The organism is Ruegeria sp. BHSA191 (genome assembly GCF_059613325.1).
The window spans coordinates 1-15985 of record NZ_JBXWSH010000022.1 but is presented as its reverse complement, the minus strand read 5'-3'; the positions used below and the strand labels follow the sequence as shown (position 1 = coordinate 15985).

Genomic DNA, 15985 nt, shown 5'->3' with positions numbered 1-15985 from the left:
CATGCTTGAAGAAACCAAGCGCATTCTGAGCGACCTGATCGCCTTTCCCACGGTTTCGGTCGACAGCAATCTGGCGATGATCGGATACATCGCGAATTATCTGGAAGGGTGCGGTGCGCAGGTTGAGATCTTTCACGACCCCACCAGCCTGAAGGCCAATCTGTCGCCACGCTTGGCCCGGATTTCGATGGCGGGCTGGTCATGTCCGGACACTGCGATGTGGTTCCTGTCACGGACCAGGACTGGTCTTCGAACCCCTTTGAACTGGTTGAACGCGATGGGCGTCTGTACGGGCGCGGAACCTCTGACATGAAGGGTTTCGTCGCCGCAACCCTTGCCATGGCGCCGCAATTCGCCCGGACGCCCCGCAAGGCGCCGATCCACTTTGCCTTTACCTACGACGTGGAAACCGGCTGCGTCGGCGCGCAGACCTGATGCGCCTTCTGGCCAGGCGTGGACGGCGCCCAGCGATAGCCATCATCGGTGAGCCGACGATGATGCGAGTGATCGAAGGCCACAAGGGCTGCTACGAATACACGACCCGGTTTCAGGGGCTCGAAGGGCACGGATCGGCCCCGGATCTTGGCGTGAATGCCGTGGAATATGTCGTGCGCTATGTGGCGCGACTTCTGGAGTTGCGCGAGCAACTGAAATCCATGGCGCCTGAAGACAGTCGCTTTGATCCGCCTTGGACGACTTTGAATGTCGGCGCGCTGCATGGTGGCAGCACGCACAATGTCATCCCGCCAAAGGCACAGGTCGCGTGGGAAATGCGGCCGGTTCAGCCCTCGGATGCGGATTTCGTCAAACAGGCGATGGCCGAGTATTGCAGCGATACGCTGCTGCCTGCCATGCGGGCGGTGTACCCGTAAGCCCGCATCGAAACCGAAATCATCGGCGAGGTTGCCGGGTTGGTCCCGGTTGAGGGCAACGAGGCGAGGCGCCTCTTGTCAAGGCTGACCGGAGCCAATTCGGCAGATCTTGTGCCCTTCGGAACCGAAGCCGGAATCTTTCAACAGCTTGGAATGGACGTGGTGGTCTGCGGCCCCGGCAGCATCGAGCAGGCCCACAAGGCAGATGAGTTTCTTTTCGTCGATCAGTTGTCGAAATGTCTAGAGCTTTTGGAAAAGGTAAATCAGGCCTTCGCGACAGGTGGGGCCGACTGACGACGTTGCTGTCGGCACCGAAAGCCGTGCGCCGAACCGGAGTTCAGGCTCCACGCGTCGGGTGCATTTGACAGTCTGGCGCTATGATAAAGTCAGCGATTCACCGGTGTCCAGAACGGGCGCCGCGTCTATATCCTCGGCATCCAACATCGCAGCGACACGTTCAAGCGCGGCGATCAATGCGGCTTGCTCCCAATCCTCTAGGGCGTCGAACTTTCTCACGAACCGTTGCTGCAGCGGGTCCGGTGCCTGAGCGATTGCCTGCTTGCCCTTCTCGGTAATCACGATGTTGGTCTGCCGCCGGTCGGTCTGCGACTTTACTCGCTTCACCATGTCATGACGGACCAGCTTGTCGACCAGCGAGGTCACGGTCGCTTGCGAAATGCGCATGCGCTGCGAGATGGCGGTAGCCGTGCATTGGCCGGTCTCGGCCACGATCTGCAGAACCCGGAACTGGGCGGCGGTCAGCCCCACGGATTGGGCCAGTTCCCGCCCGAACAGGTCGGTGGCGCGCAGAATGCGGCGCAAGGCAACAAGGCTGGCATCGATACGGTCCATCACTGATTACTGGCAGAGCCGGCATGAATATTCAATATCCGGCCTGAGCAATTTTTATTCGAAGGTCGAAACACATTTCGCCACTCGACCTGATGTTAGCTAAAGAACTTCTGCTTTTTGCCATACTTTTAAAAATCTAAGGCTGGGTTGAATTTCGCGATGCGCACTGTTACTTAGCTTTTCAAAGTAATAGAAAGGCAGTGAGATCCATGAAGCACGCAAGAGAGTTGTTCAAGAAGCCAACCCCTCAGATCCGTCAGCCCGCCGCCGAAGACGGCGTGGCCATCTGGGAACTGGTGCGGGCGTGCAAGCCGCTCGATGAGAACTCGATGTACTGCAACCTGCTTCAATGCGAACACTTCAAGGACACATGCGTGGTGGCCGAGCTGGACGGTGAGATCGTCGGCTGGGTGTCCGCTTATATCCTGCCCTACGACCTCGAAACTGTGTTCGTCTGGCAGGTCGCCGTGGCCGAAAGGGCGCGCGGACTCGGTTTGGGCACGGTGATGCTGAGCGCACTGCTGCAGCGCGATGCCTGCCGCGATGTGACCAGCCTGCAGACCACCATCACCCGCGACAACGCGGCCTCGTGGGCGCTGTTCCGCAAGTTCTCGAAATCCCGCGATGCGATCCTGAAAAGCCAGCCCTATTTCACTCAGGCCCAGCATTTCAAAGATCGTCACAGCACCGAATTCATGATCACGATCGACCTGCCTCAGGCCGCGAAACTGGCGGCCTGACCGGGGCGCGACCAGATGTGGCGCCTGCCCCTTTATCCCCTTCCAATCCCAAAAGGACTTGATATGCCGACTGAAACGTCAGCCGAAGCAACTGTATTCAAACGTCGTGAATCCAAGGCGCGCAGCTATTGCCGCAGCTTTGACACCATCTTTACCCGGGCGCAGGGGTCCGAACTGACCGACGCCGAGGGCAAAACCTATATCGATTTTCTGTCCGGCTGTTCGTCACTGAACTACGGCCACAACGACACCGATATGAAGGTCGCGCTGATCGAACACATCACCTCGGACGGTCTGGCCCACGGCTTGGACCTGCACACCGATGCCAAGGCCGAGTTTCTGGAGGCGTTCGAGCGCCATATCCTCAAGCCGCGCGGCATGGATCACAAGGTGATGTTCACCGGCCCGACCGGCGCAAACGCGGTTGAGGCGGCGTTGAAACTGGCGCGCAAGGCGACGGGCCGGAACAATATCATCGCATTCACCAACGGCTTTCACGGCGTGACAATGGGCGCCTTGGCCACCACCGGAAACGCGTATCACCGCGAAGGCGCAGGCACCACGCTGAACGGCGTGACCCGGATGCCCTATGACGGATTTTTTCCGGGCGATCACGATGCCGCCGATTTCCTCGAGGCCATGCTGAAAGACAGCTCCAGCGGGATCGACGCCCCGGCGGCCATTCTGCTGGAAACCGTTCAGGGCGAAGGCGGTCTGAACGCGGCCAGCCCGGAATGGGTGAAACGCGTGGCGGCGCTGGCCCGGGAACATGGTGCCTTGCTGATCATCGACGATATCCAAGCCGGCTGCGGCCGGACCGGCGGGTTCTTCTCGTTCGAGGATATGGGCATCACCCCCGATATCGTGACTCTGGCAAAATCGGTGTCAGGCTTTGGCCTGCCGATGGCCCTGATGCTGGTGCGGCCGGAATACGACCTGTTCGGTCCGGCCGAACACAATGGCACGTTCCGTGGAAACACCCATGCCTTCGTCACCGCCCGCGTGGCGATCGAGAAATACTGGTCGGATGACACGTTCCGCAAACAGATCGACGCCAAGGCGCGGATCCTGACCTCGGCCCTGGCCGAAGTAGCCGCGCTGGTGCCCGGCGCCCGGCTCAAGGGGCGCGGCATGATGCTGGGCGTCGATGTCCAGTCCGGCGATCTGGCGGCCGATATTTGCAGCCGCGCGTTCGACCGGGGCCTGATCATCGAAACCTCGGGCAGCGAGGATCAAGTGGTCAAGGTGCTGGCGCCGCTGACGACCCCCGACGAGACCTTCCGGCGCGGGCTTACGATCCTGCTGGATGCCACGCGGGACGCGATGGAAACCAAGAAAATGGCGGCGGAGTAAGATCATGATTGTACGCGATTTCAACGACATCATCAAAAATGACCCCGATCGGGTCGTCTCGGATGCGCAGTGGTCATCGGTGCGGATGCTGCTGGCCCAGGACGGGATGGGATTTTCCTTCCACATCACTTTTCTCGAGGAAGGCTCCGAGCACACGTTCGAATACAAGAACCATTTTGAAAGCGTCTATTGCATGCAGGGATCCGGCTCGATCACGGACGTCGCTACCGGCGAGACCTACCACATCCGGCCTGGCGTCATGTATGCGCTGGACAAACATGACCGTCACATCCTGCGCGCCAACGAAGAGTTGGTCATGGCCTGCGTATTCAATCCGCCGGTCACCGGCAAGGAAGTGCACCGCGAAGACGGCTCTTACGCATTGGAATCCACCTAAAGAGGCCCCGGCGTGCGCCGGGTGAAACATCCGTGACTTTTCCTGAACACACCGTCGAGAAGATCGGCGGCACATCGATGAGCCGTGTCCGCGAACTGCGCGATACGCTGATCATCGGCGACCGCAAGGGCGCGGACTTGTACCGCCGAGTCCTTGTGGTCTCGGCCTTTGGCGGCATCACTAACATGCTGCTCGAACACAAAAAATCGGGCGAGCCGGGCGTCTACGCCCTGTTTGCCAATGACGACAGCGATCACGGCTGGCTGGGCGCGCTGACCCGCGTGGCCGACGCGATGTCCCAGGCCCACAACGCGGTTCTGGACAATCAAGGCGACCGCGCCTTGGCCGAAGATTTCGTGCGCGACCGTATTGAGGGCGCCCGCAGCTGCCTGTTCGACCTGCGGCGCCTGTGCTCGTACGGACATTTCCGCCTGTCCAGCCAGATGATGATCGTGCGCGAGTTGCTGGCCGGGCTGGGCGAGGCGCATTCTGCCTTCGTCACCACGCTGATGCTGCGGCGCGCCGGGGTGAATGCGCGGTTCGTCGATCTCAGCGGCTGGCGCGACGAAACCGAATATTCGCTGGAAGAGCGGATTTCGTGCGCCCTGGCCGATGTGGACCTGACCCGCGAACTGCCCATCGTCACCGGTTACGCGCAGTGCCGCGAAGGGTTGATGCGCGAATATGACCGGGGGTATTCCGAGGTCACGTTCTCGAACATCGCGGCCCTGACCATGGCGACCGAGGCGATCATCCACAAGGAGTTCCACCTGTCCTCGGCCGACCCGGTCCTCGTGGGGGCGGACGCCGTGCGCAAGCTGGGGCACACGAACTACGATGTCGCCGACCAGCTGTCGAACATGGGGATGGAAGCCATCCACCCCAACGCCGCAAAGATCCTGCGCCAATCCAATGTCGCCCTGCGTGTCACCAACGCGTTCGACCCGGCCGATCCCGGCACGCTGATCGACGATCAGCCCGCCCAGCAACCGGCGGTCGAGATCATCACTGGCTTGGACGTTGTGGCGCTGGAGCTATTCGAGCAGGACATGGTGGGCGTCAAAGGCTATGACAGCGCAGCACTCGAGGCGTTGAAACGCCACAAGGTGCGCATTGCGTCGAAAACCTCGAACGCCAACACGATCACGCATTACGTCGAAGCTTCGCTGAAGACGGTGCGGCGGGTGATCGCCGACATGGAACGCGCCTTCCCGTCGGCCGACATCAATGCCCGCTCGGTCGCGATCGTATCGGCGATCGGGCGCGATCTGTCCGGGCTTGGCTGTTTCAGCGCCGGGTTGCGGGCGCTAGAGGACGCAGGCATCGACGTGATCGCCGCGCACCAGACAACGCGCAATGTCGACATTCAGTTCGTCGTGCCCCGGGATGCCGTCGAAGATGCGATCAAGGCGCTTCATTCCAACTTGATCGGATCAACTGAAACCACCAAGCTTGATGAAGCCGCATGAGGGGTGCTGCCAGACCAATTGGAACTCCTATCTACGAGGGCAGGATCGCTGTTCCTTGTTCAACGCAGAGACCGCGCCGCTCGGCGAGGGCAGCAGCGCGGGTCAGCCTGAAATTTGGTCTTGGGTGGTGTCAGAAAAATTCTAACTCGTTTCTACAAGGGCAGGATCGCTGCCCCTTATTCGGCACAGAGACCGCGCCATTCGGCAATTGCGGCGGCGCGGTTCAGCTTGAAATTTGTTCTGGAGTAGAGGCTGCGCTCCAAGTTGAACAGGTTGTAGACCGAAGTGTAGACAGATGCGAATTTCTGCAAACTTCGCATCCGCCGGAAGCGCAACATCGCCCGCTCTCGCCGTCGGAAGGGCAGGTGTGAATGCTCGGCACGGTTGTTCAACCAACGACCGGTTTTTTTTGGAGAAGGCCAGCACCGATTTCCTTCAAGGCAGCGCCGTAGGATCTGAGCCGATCGGTAACGATGGTCTCGGGTCGGCCGTGCTTGAGCATTGCTTTCTTGAGAAATTTCAGCGCTGCCGTTTTGTCACGCCTCTTCGAAACGAAGCTTTCCCGAACCTCGCCCTCATGATCTACAGCCCGCCAAAGGTAGTGCCCTTCGCCTTTAATCTTCACTAACATCCCGTCAAGATGCCAGCGCCACTTGCTTGAACACATGCCCTCGATCCGGCGCTTCCGGATTTCGGCAGCGAACAATGGCCCGAACCGATGCCACCAGAACCGCACAGCTTCGTGGCTCACGTCGATGCCGCGTTCATGCAGCAGATCCTCGACGTTGCGCAACGAAAGAAGAAACCGAACGTACAGCATGACCGCCAGGCGGATTATCTCGGGGCTGGTCTTAAAGTACTTGAAAGGAAAGCGTTTAGTCATTGACGGAAGCTACAAACCCGCCCTGCCCGTCTCAAGCTGATTTGTCTGACAGTGTCCATCGAACAAACAGGCTCTCAGGCTTTTTTGCGGTGTCCAAAATGCATTTTACTCCCAATCGCCAGCAGACGAGCGCCAAGTCTTGGCTTCGCCATCCCAAACGCTGGCTGTTGCGCAAGGCGTCGGGTTTATTCCGTCACAATTGGTTCCGTGGACATCCGCAATAACAATGCGTTGACGCCCGAAGTCAACGACCGTCCAGCCTTGGTTGAGCAAGGAGTGCACCGCTTCGCCAACCCAAAAGTGCGACATGCATCCGCCTGTTCCGCAGTAAAGAGATGCGGCGCTCGAACACGCAAAACCAGACTCATTTAGAACCCAGTCGCGTTGTAGATCTCCGTCGAGATCGACCCTTTCAACGGCGCCCCAAGCTATGTCAAACTGACCGTCATTGAACTCCGCGCAGGCTTGTGCCGCCAGATCAACCTTCGTCTGCAAACCGGGCGGAAGTTGCGAAACATCAGCCGCGACAGATGGTGAGGCCCAAACAAGGCCCGAAGCGAGCACAATCCCGGCGACCAAACATTTCATCTGACGCGCTATTTGGGAAGCTGGTTGGAAGGAGGTATCAATTGCACTGATCATACTTGTAGTCCCCATATTCCAGCCAGTTTGCCGAGCCTTCGTTAAAAATCAGAAACTCGGACCTGTCCTCCCCAAGCAGGGCGACGACAAATCCGGCGGGCGGCACAGAGTTTCCGAAGTAACTGTAGGCCGTCATGGCTCTGATCGACTCGCCGTTTACTGTTACTCGCGCGTCCCACTCCCCCTCCGGATTGTCCAGAATTACATATTCGATCTGGCGTTTTATCGCTCCGCCACCACAATAGACGATGCCTTCGGGTGCTTCGTAGGAACCCCCCTGGCTGGTATCTGAGTCGCACACGGAACGAAGGGACCGAATTGCAGCACCGGAACCTTTCAAGTCAAAGATTCCATAGCTGATATCTTGATCAATCATAGACAGGTTAACCGATGCATTGGCTGCAAGCTGGTCCAATACAAAACCGTAGTCCTGCTGACTCTTGAAACTGACCTCGACGGGATAGTTGTCTACGATCTGCAAAGCCGCGTTTTCTGCGCCAACCTGGAATGCCCCAACTTCGGTGGTGCCGTTCTTCAAAAACCGAATGGAAAGCCCTTGCTTCTGCACAATGTCCTGGCTGTCCTCATATCCAGCCGGAGCAAAACGGATACGGTCACACTGAAGCTCCAGCGTCATGTTTCCGGTCTGAATAAACGCATTGGGATTAGGCCCGGAGTTGAACGACCACTCCGCCGATGCTGTGGTCGCCATTGCCATCATCAACGCTCCAATGGAAACCGTTTTGAACCTCATTTTTCTCTCCATGGTGTTACGTTTCGCGCAGTCATTCAGCAGGGATCCGGCCCGTTACCTGGGCAACCAGATCAGGAAGCAGGTTCGCCGTAGTCGTTTGCGCCTTCTTGGGAAGGTCGCGTCAGCCACCAGATCATCAGGATGGACAGAACCAATTGAAGAATTGAGACAACAACAATACCGGTCGCACCCAAGACTGCCGCGGGTCCCCGCAATGCATCGGGGTTTTCCGTCCCTTGCTCCAATACCGAGAAGAACGCCACCCCACCCAGCATAACAAATAGCGATGTAATGCTGAGCGCCATCGGCAGCAGCAAGTACCAGCCAGGTCGTCCTGTATCATGCAGCCTTCTCCAACCGGCGGCCAGCATAGGTATGAGAACGGCCAGTTGGAAAACAGAGGACAGAACCCGAGATCCCTGCCCTGTTTCGGGGTCGGTCCCGAATAGGATCGTATCCAACACAGCCAAAGCAGCACTCACGAGAACCACAAACAAGAAGAACCACCAGTATTCTGAGCGTATAGCCCGACCGGAGAACTGGAAGTATTTCGAGAAACACGTTTTAACGGCTTCACCAAATCCCATTTTTCACTCCTTTCTTCGTTTCCAAGCAGCCTCAAATCGCTTCGCCGCTCAGGAGAACACACTCGCACCTATGGGTGTTCCCACCTACCTTTTTGTTTAAAACCAGAAGTCTATCATACGAGAGCGTAGAGAAATCTACGCGCGGAAAAAGTGTTGATTTACGAAAAATTAGGTTCAAACATGCGGATTCGGCACAACTTTCATTTTGCCTCCGTTGTTGTTGCTGCTCGCTTTGCCGAGCCCTTCCAGCCGTTTGAGTGAGTGCTGGCGGCCTGAAGGTGCTGCCAGACGAATTCGAATTAGTCTCCACAACGACAGCGACACTGCCCGTTTTGCCGTGCCGAGACTGCGCCACTCAGAAAGAGCAGCGGCACGGTTGAGTTTAAAATTGGGTCGTGGGTGAAGGCTTCTTTCCAAATTGAACAGGTTGTCAATTGAGGCGTGGACGGCGGCGAATTTCTGTGAACTTCGCATGCGCCTGAAAGGTTGCATGGCGCGTTCACGACGTCGAAAAGGAAGGTGTGAATTCTCGACTCGGTTGTTAAGCCACCTGCCCGTCTGTTGTTTTTCGAGCGCGCCCATTTCTTTGAACGCAGCCTTGTAGGAAGGGAATCGATCTGTGACGACCTCCTCGGCGCAACCGTGCCGCTTCATCAATTTCTTGAGGAATTTCAGTGCTGCAGCCTTGTTTCGGCGTTTGGTAACGATTGCTTCCAGCACTTCGCCGTCACGACCAACGGCCCGCCAGAGGTAGTTTCTCTTGCCATTCACCTTCACGAAAACCTCGTCCACGTGCCACTTCCATTTGGTGTAGGCTCTCAATTGCTGAACACGCTTTCTTCCGATCTCAGCAGCAAACATAGGGCCAAACCTGTTCCACCAATACCGGACAGTTTCGTGGCTCACGTCGATGCCTCGCTCGTGCAACAAATCTTCGACATTCCGAAGCGAGAGCGGGAAACGAATGTACAGCATCACTGCAAGGTGGATGATCTCGGGACTGGTTCTAAAGTATTTGAAGGAGGCAGGTCTGGTCCTGGGCAAAAGCTACGCAACACCCCCGCCCCACTCAAGCAAAGTTCTTCTGACAAGACCGCTCAACGAATTACATGAACCGAGCACTTGGCGTGATGCACGACTCTGTACGCAGTGGAACCTAAGAAAACGTCCTCAAAACCAGGCTTGTGCGAAGCCAAGATGATGCAATCCGCGTCGCTCTCATTTGCGCAGTCGACAATAGCCCTACCCGCGTGACCAGAGATGAGCCGAACCTTCGCGCCTGGAATTTCAGAAGCAGTTTGATGCAGGTTTTCCAAGATTTCATGCCGCGTATTGGCAAGTACTTCGCTGGGAATCTGAGACGCTACATACGCCGGAATTGGTTCTTGGACGTGTATCACGGTGAATACAGCGTCCGCATCAGCCAATTGGCGCGCGGCTTCAAACGACGCTTGTGTGTCGTGTTCTTGGTCCAGAGCAACCGGGATCAGGATATTCTTGTACATTTGACCGCCTACCTACTGCTCCGGTGATTCCAGTTTGGTTCCTCGGCAGCAGGAAACCTAAACAGGCTCAGACTTTGACGATTTCCCCGCGCTCTTTGTAGCGGCTACAACCTCATCAACTGTTTTCTCAACAGCTTCAGCTTCGGTTTCAGCGACATAAGATGCACAACGCGACACGGTTTCGAACCATTCCTGAATGTCAGCAACCAACCGCTCCGCCGAATGGCGCTGCCACTCCGCCATGCTCTGAAGGGCTTTGGTGGGATCGGACGGGTTCGCGGAAGACACATTTCGTGCAGCTTTTAGAGCCGTCCGGACCGCCTCATGACGCCGTTCGAACCAATGCTGTGCAAAGGCCTCTGTTTCTTCGAGCAATTTTTCTTGTGCGTCCCAAAACTGTTCGATCTGGGCACCGAAGGCCGGATTGCCGGACATGGGCGGCTGCATTTGCTTGAAAACATCCACAACTGAGGTCGGGCTATTTGTGCTAGATTTCTTTCTCGGCATCGAAAATTCCTCCTCATTTCCTGAATAAGCTATTGTGCCACCTGCGGCATGCTTTCGCCTTAATACAGATCAATTACGCTTATCTTTAGAACTCTCGGCTTAGACCGCGACAGGACACTCACATTCTCTCCGACATCGGTTCCTAGAGGGCAGTGTTGGAGTTAGAGTAGTCTAGACAAGAACTTAACGCTTGGTTTTCTATGCACATTGCCGGCTTTCTGATTACCCTTGGTATCCTCTTCCTTGCCGGATTGGCGGCCGACCAACTTGGCCGGGCCACGCATTTTCCTCGTGTTACAACCTTACTTTTCCTCGGTCTGATCGCCGGGAACGCCGGAATGGGGTTGATCCCACTCGACGTCGCAATGTGGTTCGACGAGATATCGATTGTGGCCTTGACGATGGTCGCGTTCCTTCTGGGAGGATCTTTGACATACGAGAACCTGGTACGGCATGGCCGAGCCATTCTGACGATTTCGATTTCAATCGTGGTTGCAACCCTTGTTATTGTGCCTGCTGGACTGACCGCAATCGGCGTACCCTTCGGGTTGGCGTTAGTGTTGGCGGCGATTGCTACGGCTACAGCTCCGGCCGCCATGACAGACGTGATCAAACAATCTGGGGTGTCCAACAGCTTCACCGAGACATTAAAGGGCGTTGTCGCAATTGATGACGCTTGGGGTCTGATTGTTTTCAGCATCGCCTTGGTTCTGGCCGGTCATTCGGACGGTTGGGCCACTGTCACGACCACAGCGATGTGGGATTTCGGAGGGGCTATTTTGCTGGGTTGCGCACTAGGCGTGCCATCCGCTTACCTGACCGGCCGCTTGAAACCGGGGGAGCCAACGCAGGCAGAAGCAGTGGGCATAGTCTTTCTTACAGCGGGCCTCGCGCTTTGGCTGGAGGTTTCCTTCTTGGTAGCAGGCATGGTTGCGGGCGCAGTTATCGGGAATCTTGCCCGCCATCACGACCATGCTTTTCATGAGATCGAGCACATTCAGTGGCCGTTCATGATTCTGTTCTTCCTGTTGGCTGGCGCCACGTTGGAAATTGAAGCCTTCGGCTTGATGGGCTGGGCTGGTGCTCTTTTCCTATTCTTGCGTGCCGTGGCCCGACTTGTCGGAGGTTACTGCGGAGCAATACTGGGCGGCCTGCCTCGCCGTCAAACCCGCTGGTACGGTACCGCCTTGTTACCACAGGCCGGTGTCGCGGTAGGAATGGCCCTTGTAGCCGGAGAGCAATTTCCGCATTGGGCCGCGTTGATCATGGCCTTTACTCTAGCCAGTACTGTGGCCTTCGAGGTGTTGGGGCCGCCGTTGACTCTCATGTCAATCAGACGAACGGCTGACACGGATGAGCAGATTGGTCAGTGACTATTCAGACTGGATCGATTCAAGAAAGGCGAGCAAATTCGCCAACGGCAGGCCTACAATCATAGATTGCCCATTAGGTATAGCCACCGCGATTTTTTGGTCTGTCTCAAACACCGCGCCAAAGATTGGCATTTCGCCCCCATGGGCGAGCAATTGTGAACGACCATCAATCTGTTCAGCTATGCGAACTATCGGAAACACACCGTCGTTTTCGCCCGCCAATTTGGTAAGGTCGGGTGTTCGAATAGCCAACATTTCGGCCATTGGCCCGTCTCCGGTCGCTTCGAAACCGTGACATTGCCAGCAATACGTCCGGTACAAATCACTTCCCGCACTGACGCTGACCTCCTGTGCTAGTGCAGGCCCAGTGACTAACAGTGCCAGTAAAATCCCTCGATAAACCTGCATATTCTCCTCCAAATCGCTGCCACTAATGAAGATCTCATTAAACAGTATAGCTAAGGAACGTCTTTGACCTTGCTCATGTTGTCCGCACCAGCACGAACATTGGCGTTTCAGTCGAATAGCGTTTGAGCACACGCCCAATCTAATCCAGGCAGACCTCCAACTACGCCACTTCGTCATTGACCTTACCACCCTCGCGCCCAGACGGCACTCCTTCTAATGCGTTCAAATGCCAACGAATTCGCCAAAGGTGATAAGACACGCGATGTAACCATCTGAGGGCATCCAAACGAGCCCAGACCACGTCGTCCGGCAGCGTGTCAGTCGCAGCATCGGAGATGAGCAACTCTCTGCGAAGTTTCCTCTGTCGTCGCAGAAAACGGCGAACGCGATTCAGCGTGACTTCACACTGCGCTGGATTGTCGATTTCCGAATAGCCATCAGTCGCCGCAATCACCACTGAAGCAAGCCGTTTCAAGCGCGGGTCTTTCGGCAACTCGCTTATCCGATCATCTTGGCTACACCGGTAAAGCAACCGATCGAGATGATCGAGGATATGGTACATACCCTTGATGCTGGATAACTCTACGTCGGACCTGCTGGACAGTTCTATCTTATCTAGATACGAGCGCGCTTCGGATATAGCAGTCTCAATGCTGTCCCGCCCAAAGTTGATTCCGTTTGGCTCAGATGCCCCCATACATAACCGAAGGTGCGCTACTTCGGCCCTAACAATTTGTTCGACTGCAGCTTTTGCTGCATCCACAGCTATTTCCGGCGTCCCAAGGACAAGCGGATCCAGAGATCTCGTTAACTCAGCACCTCGGTCGGGTACGAGCGCCTCGACAAATCTGGCAAAGGGTTTGGCGAAGGGCAAGATCAGCGCCACGCCTATGGCGTTGAAGAAACTATGGAACGCGACAAGCGCAGTCAGAGAATTTCCTGCCCCCACCCCGCTTACAAAGACCGAAGTAAATGGCCCCAGCAAAAAAAATGCCATTACTCCTGTCATCACGTTGTAGATCACATGAGCAAAACCGGTTCGACGAGCCATCGTGCCCCCACCAAAGGTGGCTAGAACAGCGGTGAAAGTTGTCCCCACGTCCATTCCAATGACGAGCGCCGCCGCTTGAGGGAAGTTCACTGCACCAGCGCTCAACGCAGCCAATGCTGTCGCAACGCCAGCGCTCGAAGACTGCGTCACCATCGTTATCAGGACGCCGATCAATACAAGCTTCAGCCTGCCTAGCAGTGTATCTGGCGGAAAATCGGCAGGAGTAACTACGCCACGAAACGCCTCAAGCCCGGACTTGAGCTGCTCGATACCAATGAAAATCAAACTGAACCCGGCCAACGCCAGCCCAAGGCCGGAAACCGCTTTTCTTCCCGAAAGCGCCAACAAAGCCCCAATAAAAACAACTGGCAACATCACTTGTCCCAAGTCTAGCCTGAACCCCAAGAGCGCGACGAGCCAACCTGTCATGGTCGTTCCGATATTGGCCCCAAAGATGATCCCAAGCGCTTGGGGAAACGTGAGCAGACCAGACGCGACAAATCCGACGGCCGCAACGGTGGTCGCACTGGAAGACTGGATTGCAGCTGTCGTGACCGCGCCTGTTACGGCCCCGGTAAACGGTGTCGACGTGAACCGGCCCAAAATGTCTCGCAATTTCGCCCCTGCCAAAGCCTTCAAACCGTCGGTCATCAACAGCATGCCGACAAGGAACAGGCCGATGCCGCCTAAGGCCGGTGACAGGTTCCAGAACATCACGAATTGCTTTCCACCCTAAGTCTCACACCGCCTAGCATGTTTGCTTTGCCTTTAAATCCGACGACAAAAGTCAGTTGGTTTGCGTTCAGCCTCGCAGACCCGACGCCGCGAGTTGATTGACATAGATCAAAGAACCAACACGAATTGCATAGTGAAATTCGAATGTTTCAACATATTCTACGTTCACCGTCCTGTCCCCAAGTAAACACAAAGGTGAACGGAATTTTGAAGAAGTGGAGGTTCCACCCACGGGGGCTCGGCAAGAGTGATGGCGAGCCCCCAGTTAGTCGATTGGCGCCCAATGCGCCCAAACGTTGAGACACAAGGCATTCGGTGCGGCTTTGACCATAGGATCAAGCCGCTGCGCCAATCGAAATAAAAAGAGAAGGACGCCACTGACGACGTTCGGAATGGGCAGTTGGCGGAAACCACCTATGAACTCTGTTGATCCAAACGAACAGAAACTCAGACGGGCCCTTACTACCCCGTTGCTCACGCTTTATGGCCTTGGGGTAACGGTCGGAGCGGGCATTTACGTTTTAGTCGGTGCAACAGCAGACATTGCCGGACCGTTTGCGGCGTTGTCGTTCGTTGTAGCCGCGCTCGTCGTATCACTCACCGCGCTTTCCTATGCGGAACTCGCAACTCGATTTCCTGTCAGCGCAGGTGAAGCAGCCTATGTTGAGGCGGGATTTCAGAAAAGATGGATGGCGGTTTTCGTTGGGTTTGCGGTGGCAGCCTCGGGCGTTATCTCCGCTTCTGCCGTTGCAATTGGCGCAGCATCATACCTTCATGCTTTGACCGGTTTTGCGATTCCTGTTTTGACCATCAGCGTCGTTCTGATCATGGGTCTAATCGCGCTTTGGGGGATCACTGAATCTGTCTTTGTTGCGGCTGTCATCACGATCATCGAGATCGCAGGCCTTCTCTTTGTGATTGGCTGGGGCATGTCGGTTCAGGATCCGCAGGGATACGGGATCAGTTCGATGCTTCCGCCACTTGAACTCGACGCGTGGAGAGGCATTTTCGCGGCATCACTTCTAGCCTTCTTTGCATTTGTTGGCTTCGAAGACATGGCCAATGTTGCGGAAGAGGTCAAAGACCCCGTGCGCACCATCCCAAAAGCGATTTTACTAACCCTCGTTCTGGCGACGGTGTTGTATCTGGGAACCTCAATGACGGTTCTACTTGTTGTTCCGATCGATGTTCTCTCGACATCCACAGCACCCCTCGCGCTTGTGTTTTCAAACGCCCCCGAGGTGATAAAACAGGGCTTTTCCGCGGTCGCGATTGTGGCGACAGTCAATGGAGTACTGATCCAGATGATTATGGCCTCGCGGGTGATCTACGGACTAGCAGACCGTGACCATTTGCCGAAGGTTCTGGCGATAGTCCCTAAGGCAACGCAGACACCGGTTGTAGCTACTTTGCTGGTTGTAGCGATCATCGTTCTGCTGACTCAAACTACACCGATTGGTACTTTGGCACAGCGCACATCCCAGATCGTTCTGGGCGTCTTTGTGCTCGTCAACATTTCGCTTATCCTGCTGAAGATGCAGCCGGACGAGGCCCCCAAGCATTTTCGCGTTCCTCTTGTGGTACCGATCCTGGGGGTGATCACCAGTGCATTGCTTTTTGGATCTGGATTTCTCTAACTAGACAAAACAACCCAAAGGCCTCAACGAGCTGCCATGGCGGTGCTGGCAGACTAGTGCGAACCAGTCTCACAAAGGGCAGGATGCCTACACTTTATTCGGCGCAGAGACCGCGCCACTCTGCGATAGCGGCAGCGCTGTTAAGATTGAAATTTGTTCTAGAAGACAGGCTGCGCTCTGAGTTGAACAAGTTTAGAACTGAGGCGTGAACGGCGGCGAA

General features: G+C 56.1%; 14 protein-coding genes and 3 pseudogenes. 7 read left to right on the top strand and 10 right to left on the bottom strand.

Annotated elements, in window-relative coordinates; all coding sequences use genetic code 11:
* Position 1: 1 nt before the first annotated feature.
* Positions 2–1166: pseudogene (gene argE, locus AC2FNS_RS16900) on the top strand (acetylornithine deacetylase).
* An 81-nt stretch (positions 1167–1247) separates the two neighbouring features.
* Here the strand turns inward: argE and AC2FNS_RS16895 are convergent.
* Positions 1248–1724, bottom strand: coding sequence for a MarR family winged helix-turn-helix transcriptional regulator (locus AC2FNS_RS16895; protein ID WP_496710964.1), 477 nt, complete (start codon positions 1722–1724; stop codon positions 1248–1250).
* 209 nt (positions 1725–1933) lie between these two features.
* On the opposite strand from AC2FNS_RS16895, the gene ectA reads away from it, so the two are divergent.
* The 4 genes from ectA to AC2FNS_RS16875 all read left to right on the top strand — a co-directional run bounded on the left by ectA (position 1934) and on the right by AC2FNS_RS16875 (position 5683).
* On the top strand, positions 1934–2464 hold the full coding sequence (gene ectA / locus AC2FNS_RS16890) for a diaminobutyrate acetyltransferase (RefSeq protein ID WP_496683490.1): 531 nt from the start codon (positions 1934–1936) through the stop codon (positions 2462–2464).
* 63 nt (positions 2465–2527) lie between these two features.
* Positions 2528–3817: a diaminobutyrate--2-oxoglutarate transaminase gene (gene ectB, locus AC2FNS_RS16885; protein WP_496710965.1), complete on the top strand. Its 1290-nt coding sequence runs from the start codon at positions 2528–2530 to the stop codon at positions 3815–3817.
* 4 nt (positions 3818–3821) lie between these two features.
* Positions 3822–4214 (top strand): ectoine synthase, encoded by a 393-nt coding sequence (locus AC2FNS_RS16880; protein WP_496710966.1) that lies wholly within the window; start codon positions 3822–3824, stop codon positions 4212–4214.
* Between the two features lie 32 nt (positions 4215–4246).
* Positions 4247–5683 carry an aspartate kinase gene (locus AC2FNS_RS16875; protein ID WP_496710967.1) on the top strand — a complete coding sequence of 479 codons (1437 nt, stop codon included), beginning with the start codon at positions 4247–4249 and terminating at the stop codon, positions 5681–5683.
* 176 nt (positions 5684–5859) lie between these two features.
* Here the strand turns inward: AC2FNS_RS16875 and AC2FNS_RS16870 are convergent.
* From AC2FNS_RS16870 to AC2FNS_RS16840, 7 genes and pseudogenes are all read right to left on the bottom strand, one after another.
* Positions 5860–6566: pseudogene (locus AC2FNS_RS16870) on the bottom strand (IS6 family transposase).
* 105 nt (positions 6567–6671) lie between these two features.
* Entirely contained in the window at positions 6672–7208 is a 537-nt protein-coding gene (locus tag AC2FNS_RS16865) for a hypothetical protein (protein WP_496710968.1), read from the bottom strand.
* The gene (locus AC2FNS_RS16860) at positions 7192–7962 is read right to left on the bottom strand and encodes a hypothetical protein (RefSeq protein ID WP_496683499.1); all 771 of its coding nucleotides are present in this window, start codon (positions 7960–7962) and stop codon (positions 7192–7194) included. Before AC2FNS_RS16860 ends, AC2FNS_RS16865 begins: the two co-directional genes overlap by 17 nt.
* A gap of 71 nt (positions 7963–8033) precedes the next feature.
* Positions 8034–8549 carry a DUF805 domain-containing protein gene (locus tag AC2FNS_RS16855; protein ID WP_496710969.1) on the bottom strand — a complete coding sequence of 172 codons (516 nt, stop codon included), beginning with the start codon at positions 8547–8549 and terminating at the stop codon, positions 8034–8036.
* 333 nt (positions 8550–8882) lie between these two features.
* Positions 8883–9593 (bottom strand): annotated as a pseudogene (locus tag AC2FNS_RS16850) (IS6 family transposase); the annotation flags it as partial.
* Between the two features lie 53 nt (positions 9594–9646).
* Positions 9647–10054 carry a universal stress protein gene (locus tag AC2FNS_RS16845; RefSeq protein WP_496710970.1) on the bottom strand — a complete coding sequence of 136 codons (408 nt, stop codon included), beginning with the start codon at positions 10052–10054 and terminating at the stop codon, positions 9647–9649.
* A 57-nt stretch (positions 10055–10111) separates the two neighbouring features.
* On the bottom strand, positions 10112–10561 hold the full coding sequence (locus AC2FNS_RS16840; RefSeq protein WP_496710971.1) for a phasin family protein: 450 nt from the start codon (positions 10559–10561) through the stop codon (positions 10112–10114).
* A gap of 200 nt (positions 10562–10761) precedes the next feature.
* Between AC2FNS_RS16840 and AC2FNS_RS16835 the strand changes: the two genes are divergently transcribed.
* Positions 10762–11934 carry a cation:proton antiporter gene (locus AC2FNS_RS16835; RefSeq protein WP_496710972.1) on the top strand — a complete coding sequence of 391 codons (1173 nt, stop codon included), beginning with the start codon at positions 10762–10764 and terminating at the stop codon, positions 11932–11934.
* Here the strand turns inward: AC2FNS_RS16835 and AC2FNS_RS16830 are convergent, their stop codons facing one another.
* Together AC2FNS_RS16830 and AC2FNS_RS16825 are read right to left on the bottom strand one after the other, a co-directional pair.
* Positions 11935–12198, bottom strand: coding sequence for a hypothetical protein (locus tag AC2FNS_RS16830; RefSeq protein ID WP_496797569.1), 264 nt, complete (start codon positions 12196–12198; stop codon positions 11935–11937).
* A gap of 304 nt (positions 12199–12502) precedes the next feature.
* Positions 12503–14107 carry a Na/Pi cotransporter family protein gene (locus tag AC2FNS_RS16825; protein ID WP_496797571.1) on the bottom strand — a complete coding sequence of 535 codons (1605 nt, stop codon included), beginning with the start codon at positions 14105–14107 and terminating at the stop codon, positions 12503–12505.
* Between the two features lie 437 nt (positions 14108–14544).
* On the opposite strand from AC2FNS_RS16825, the gene AC2FNS_RS16820 reads away from it, so the two are divergent.
* Positions 14545–15765, top strand: a complete 1221-nt coding sequence (locus AC2FNS_RS16820) for an APC family permease (RefSeq protein ID WP_496710975.1) — start codon at positions 14545–14547, stop codon at positions 15763–15765.
* Positions 15766–15985 lie beyond the last annotated feature (220 nt).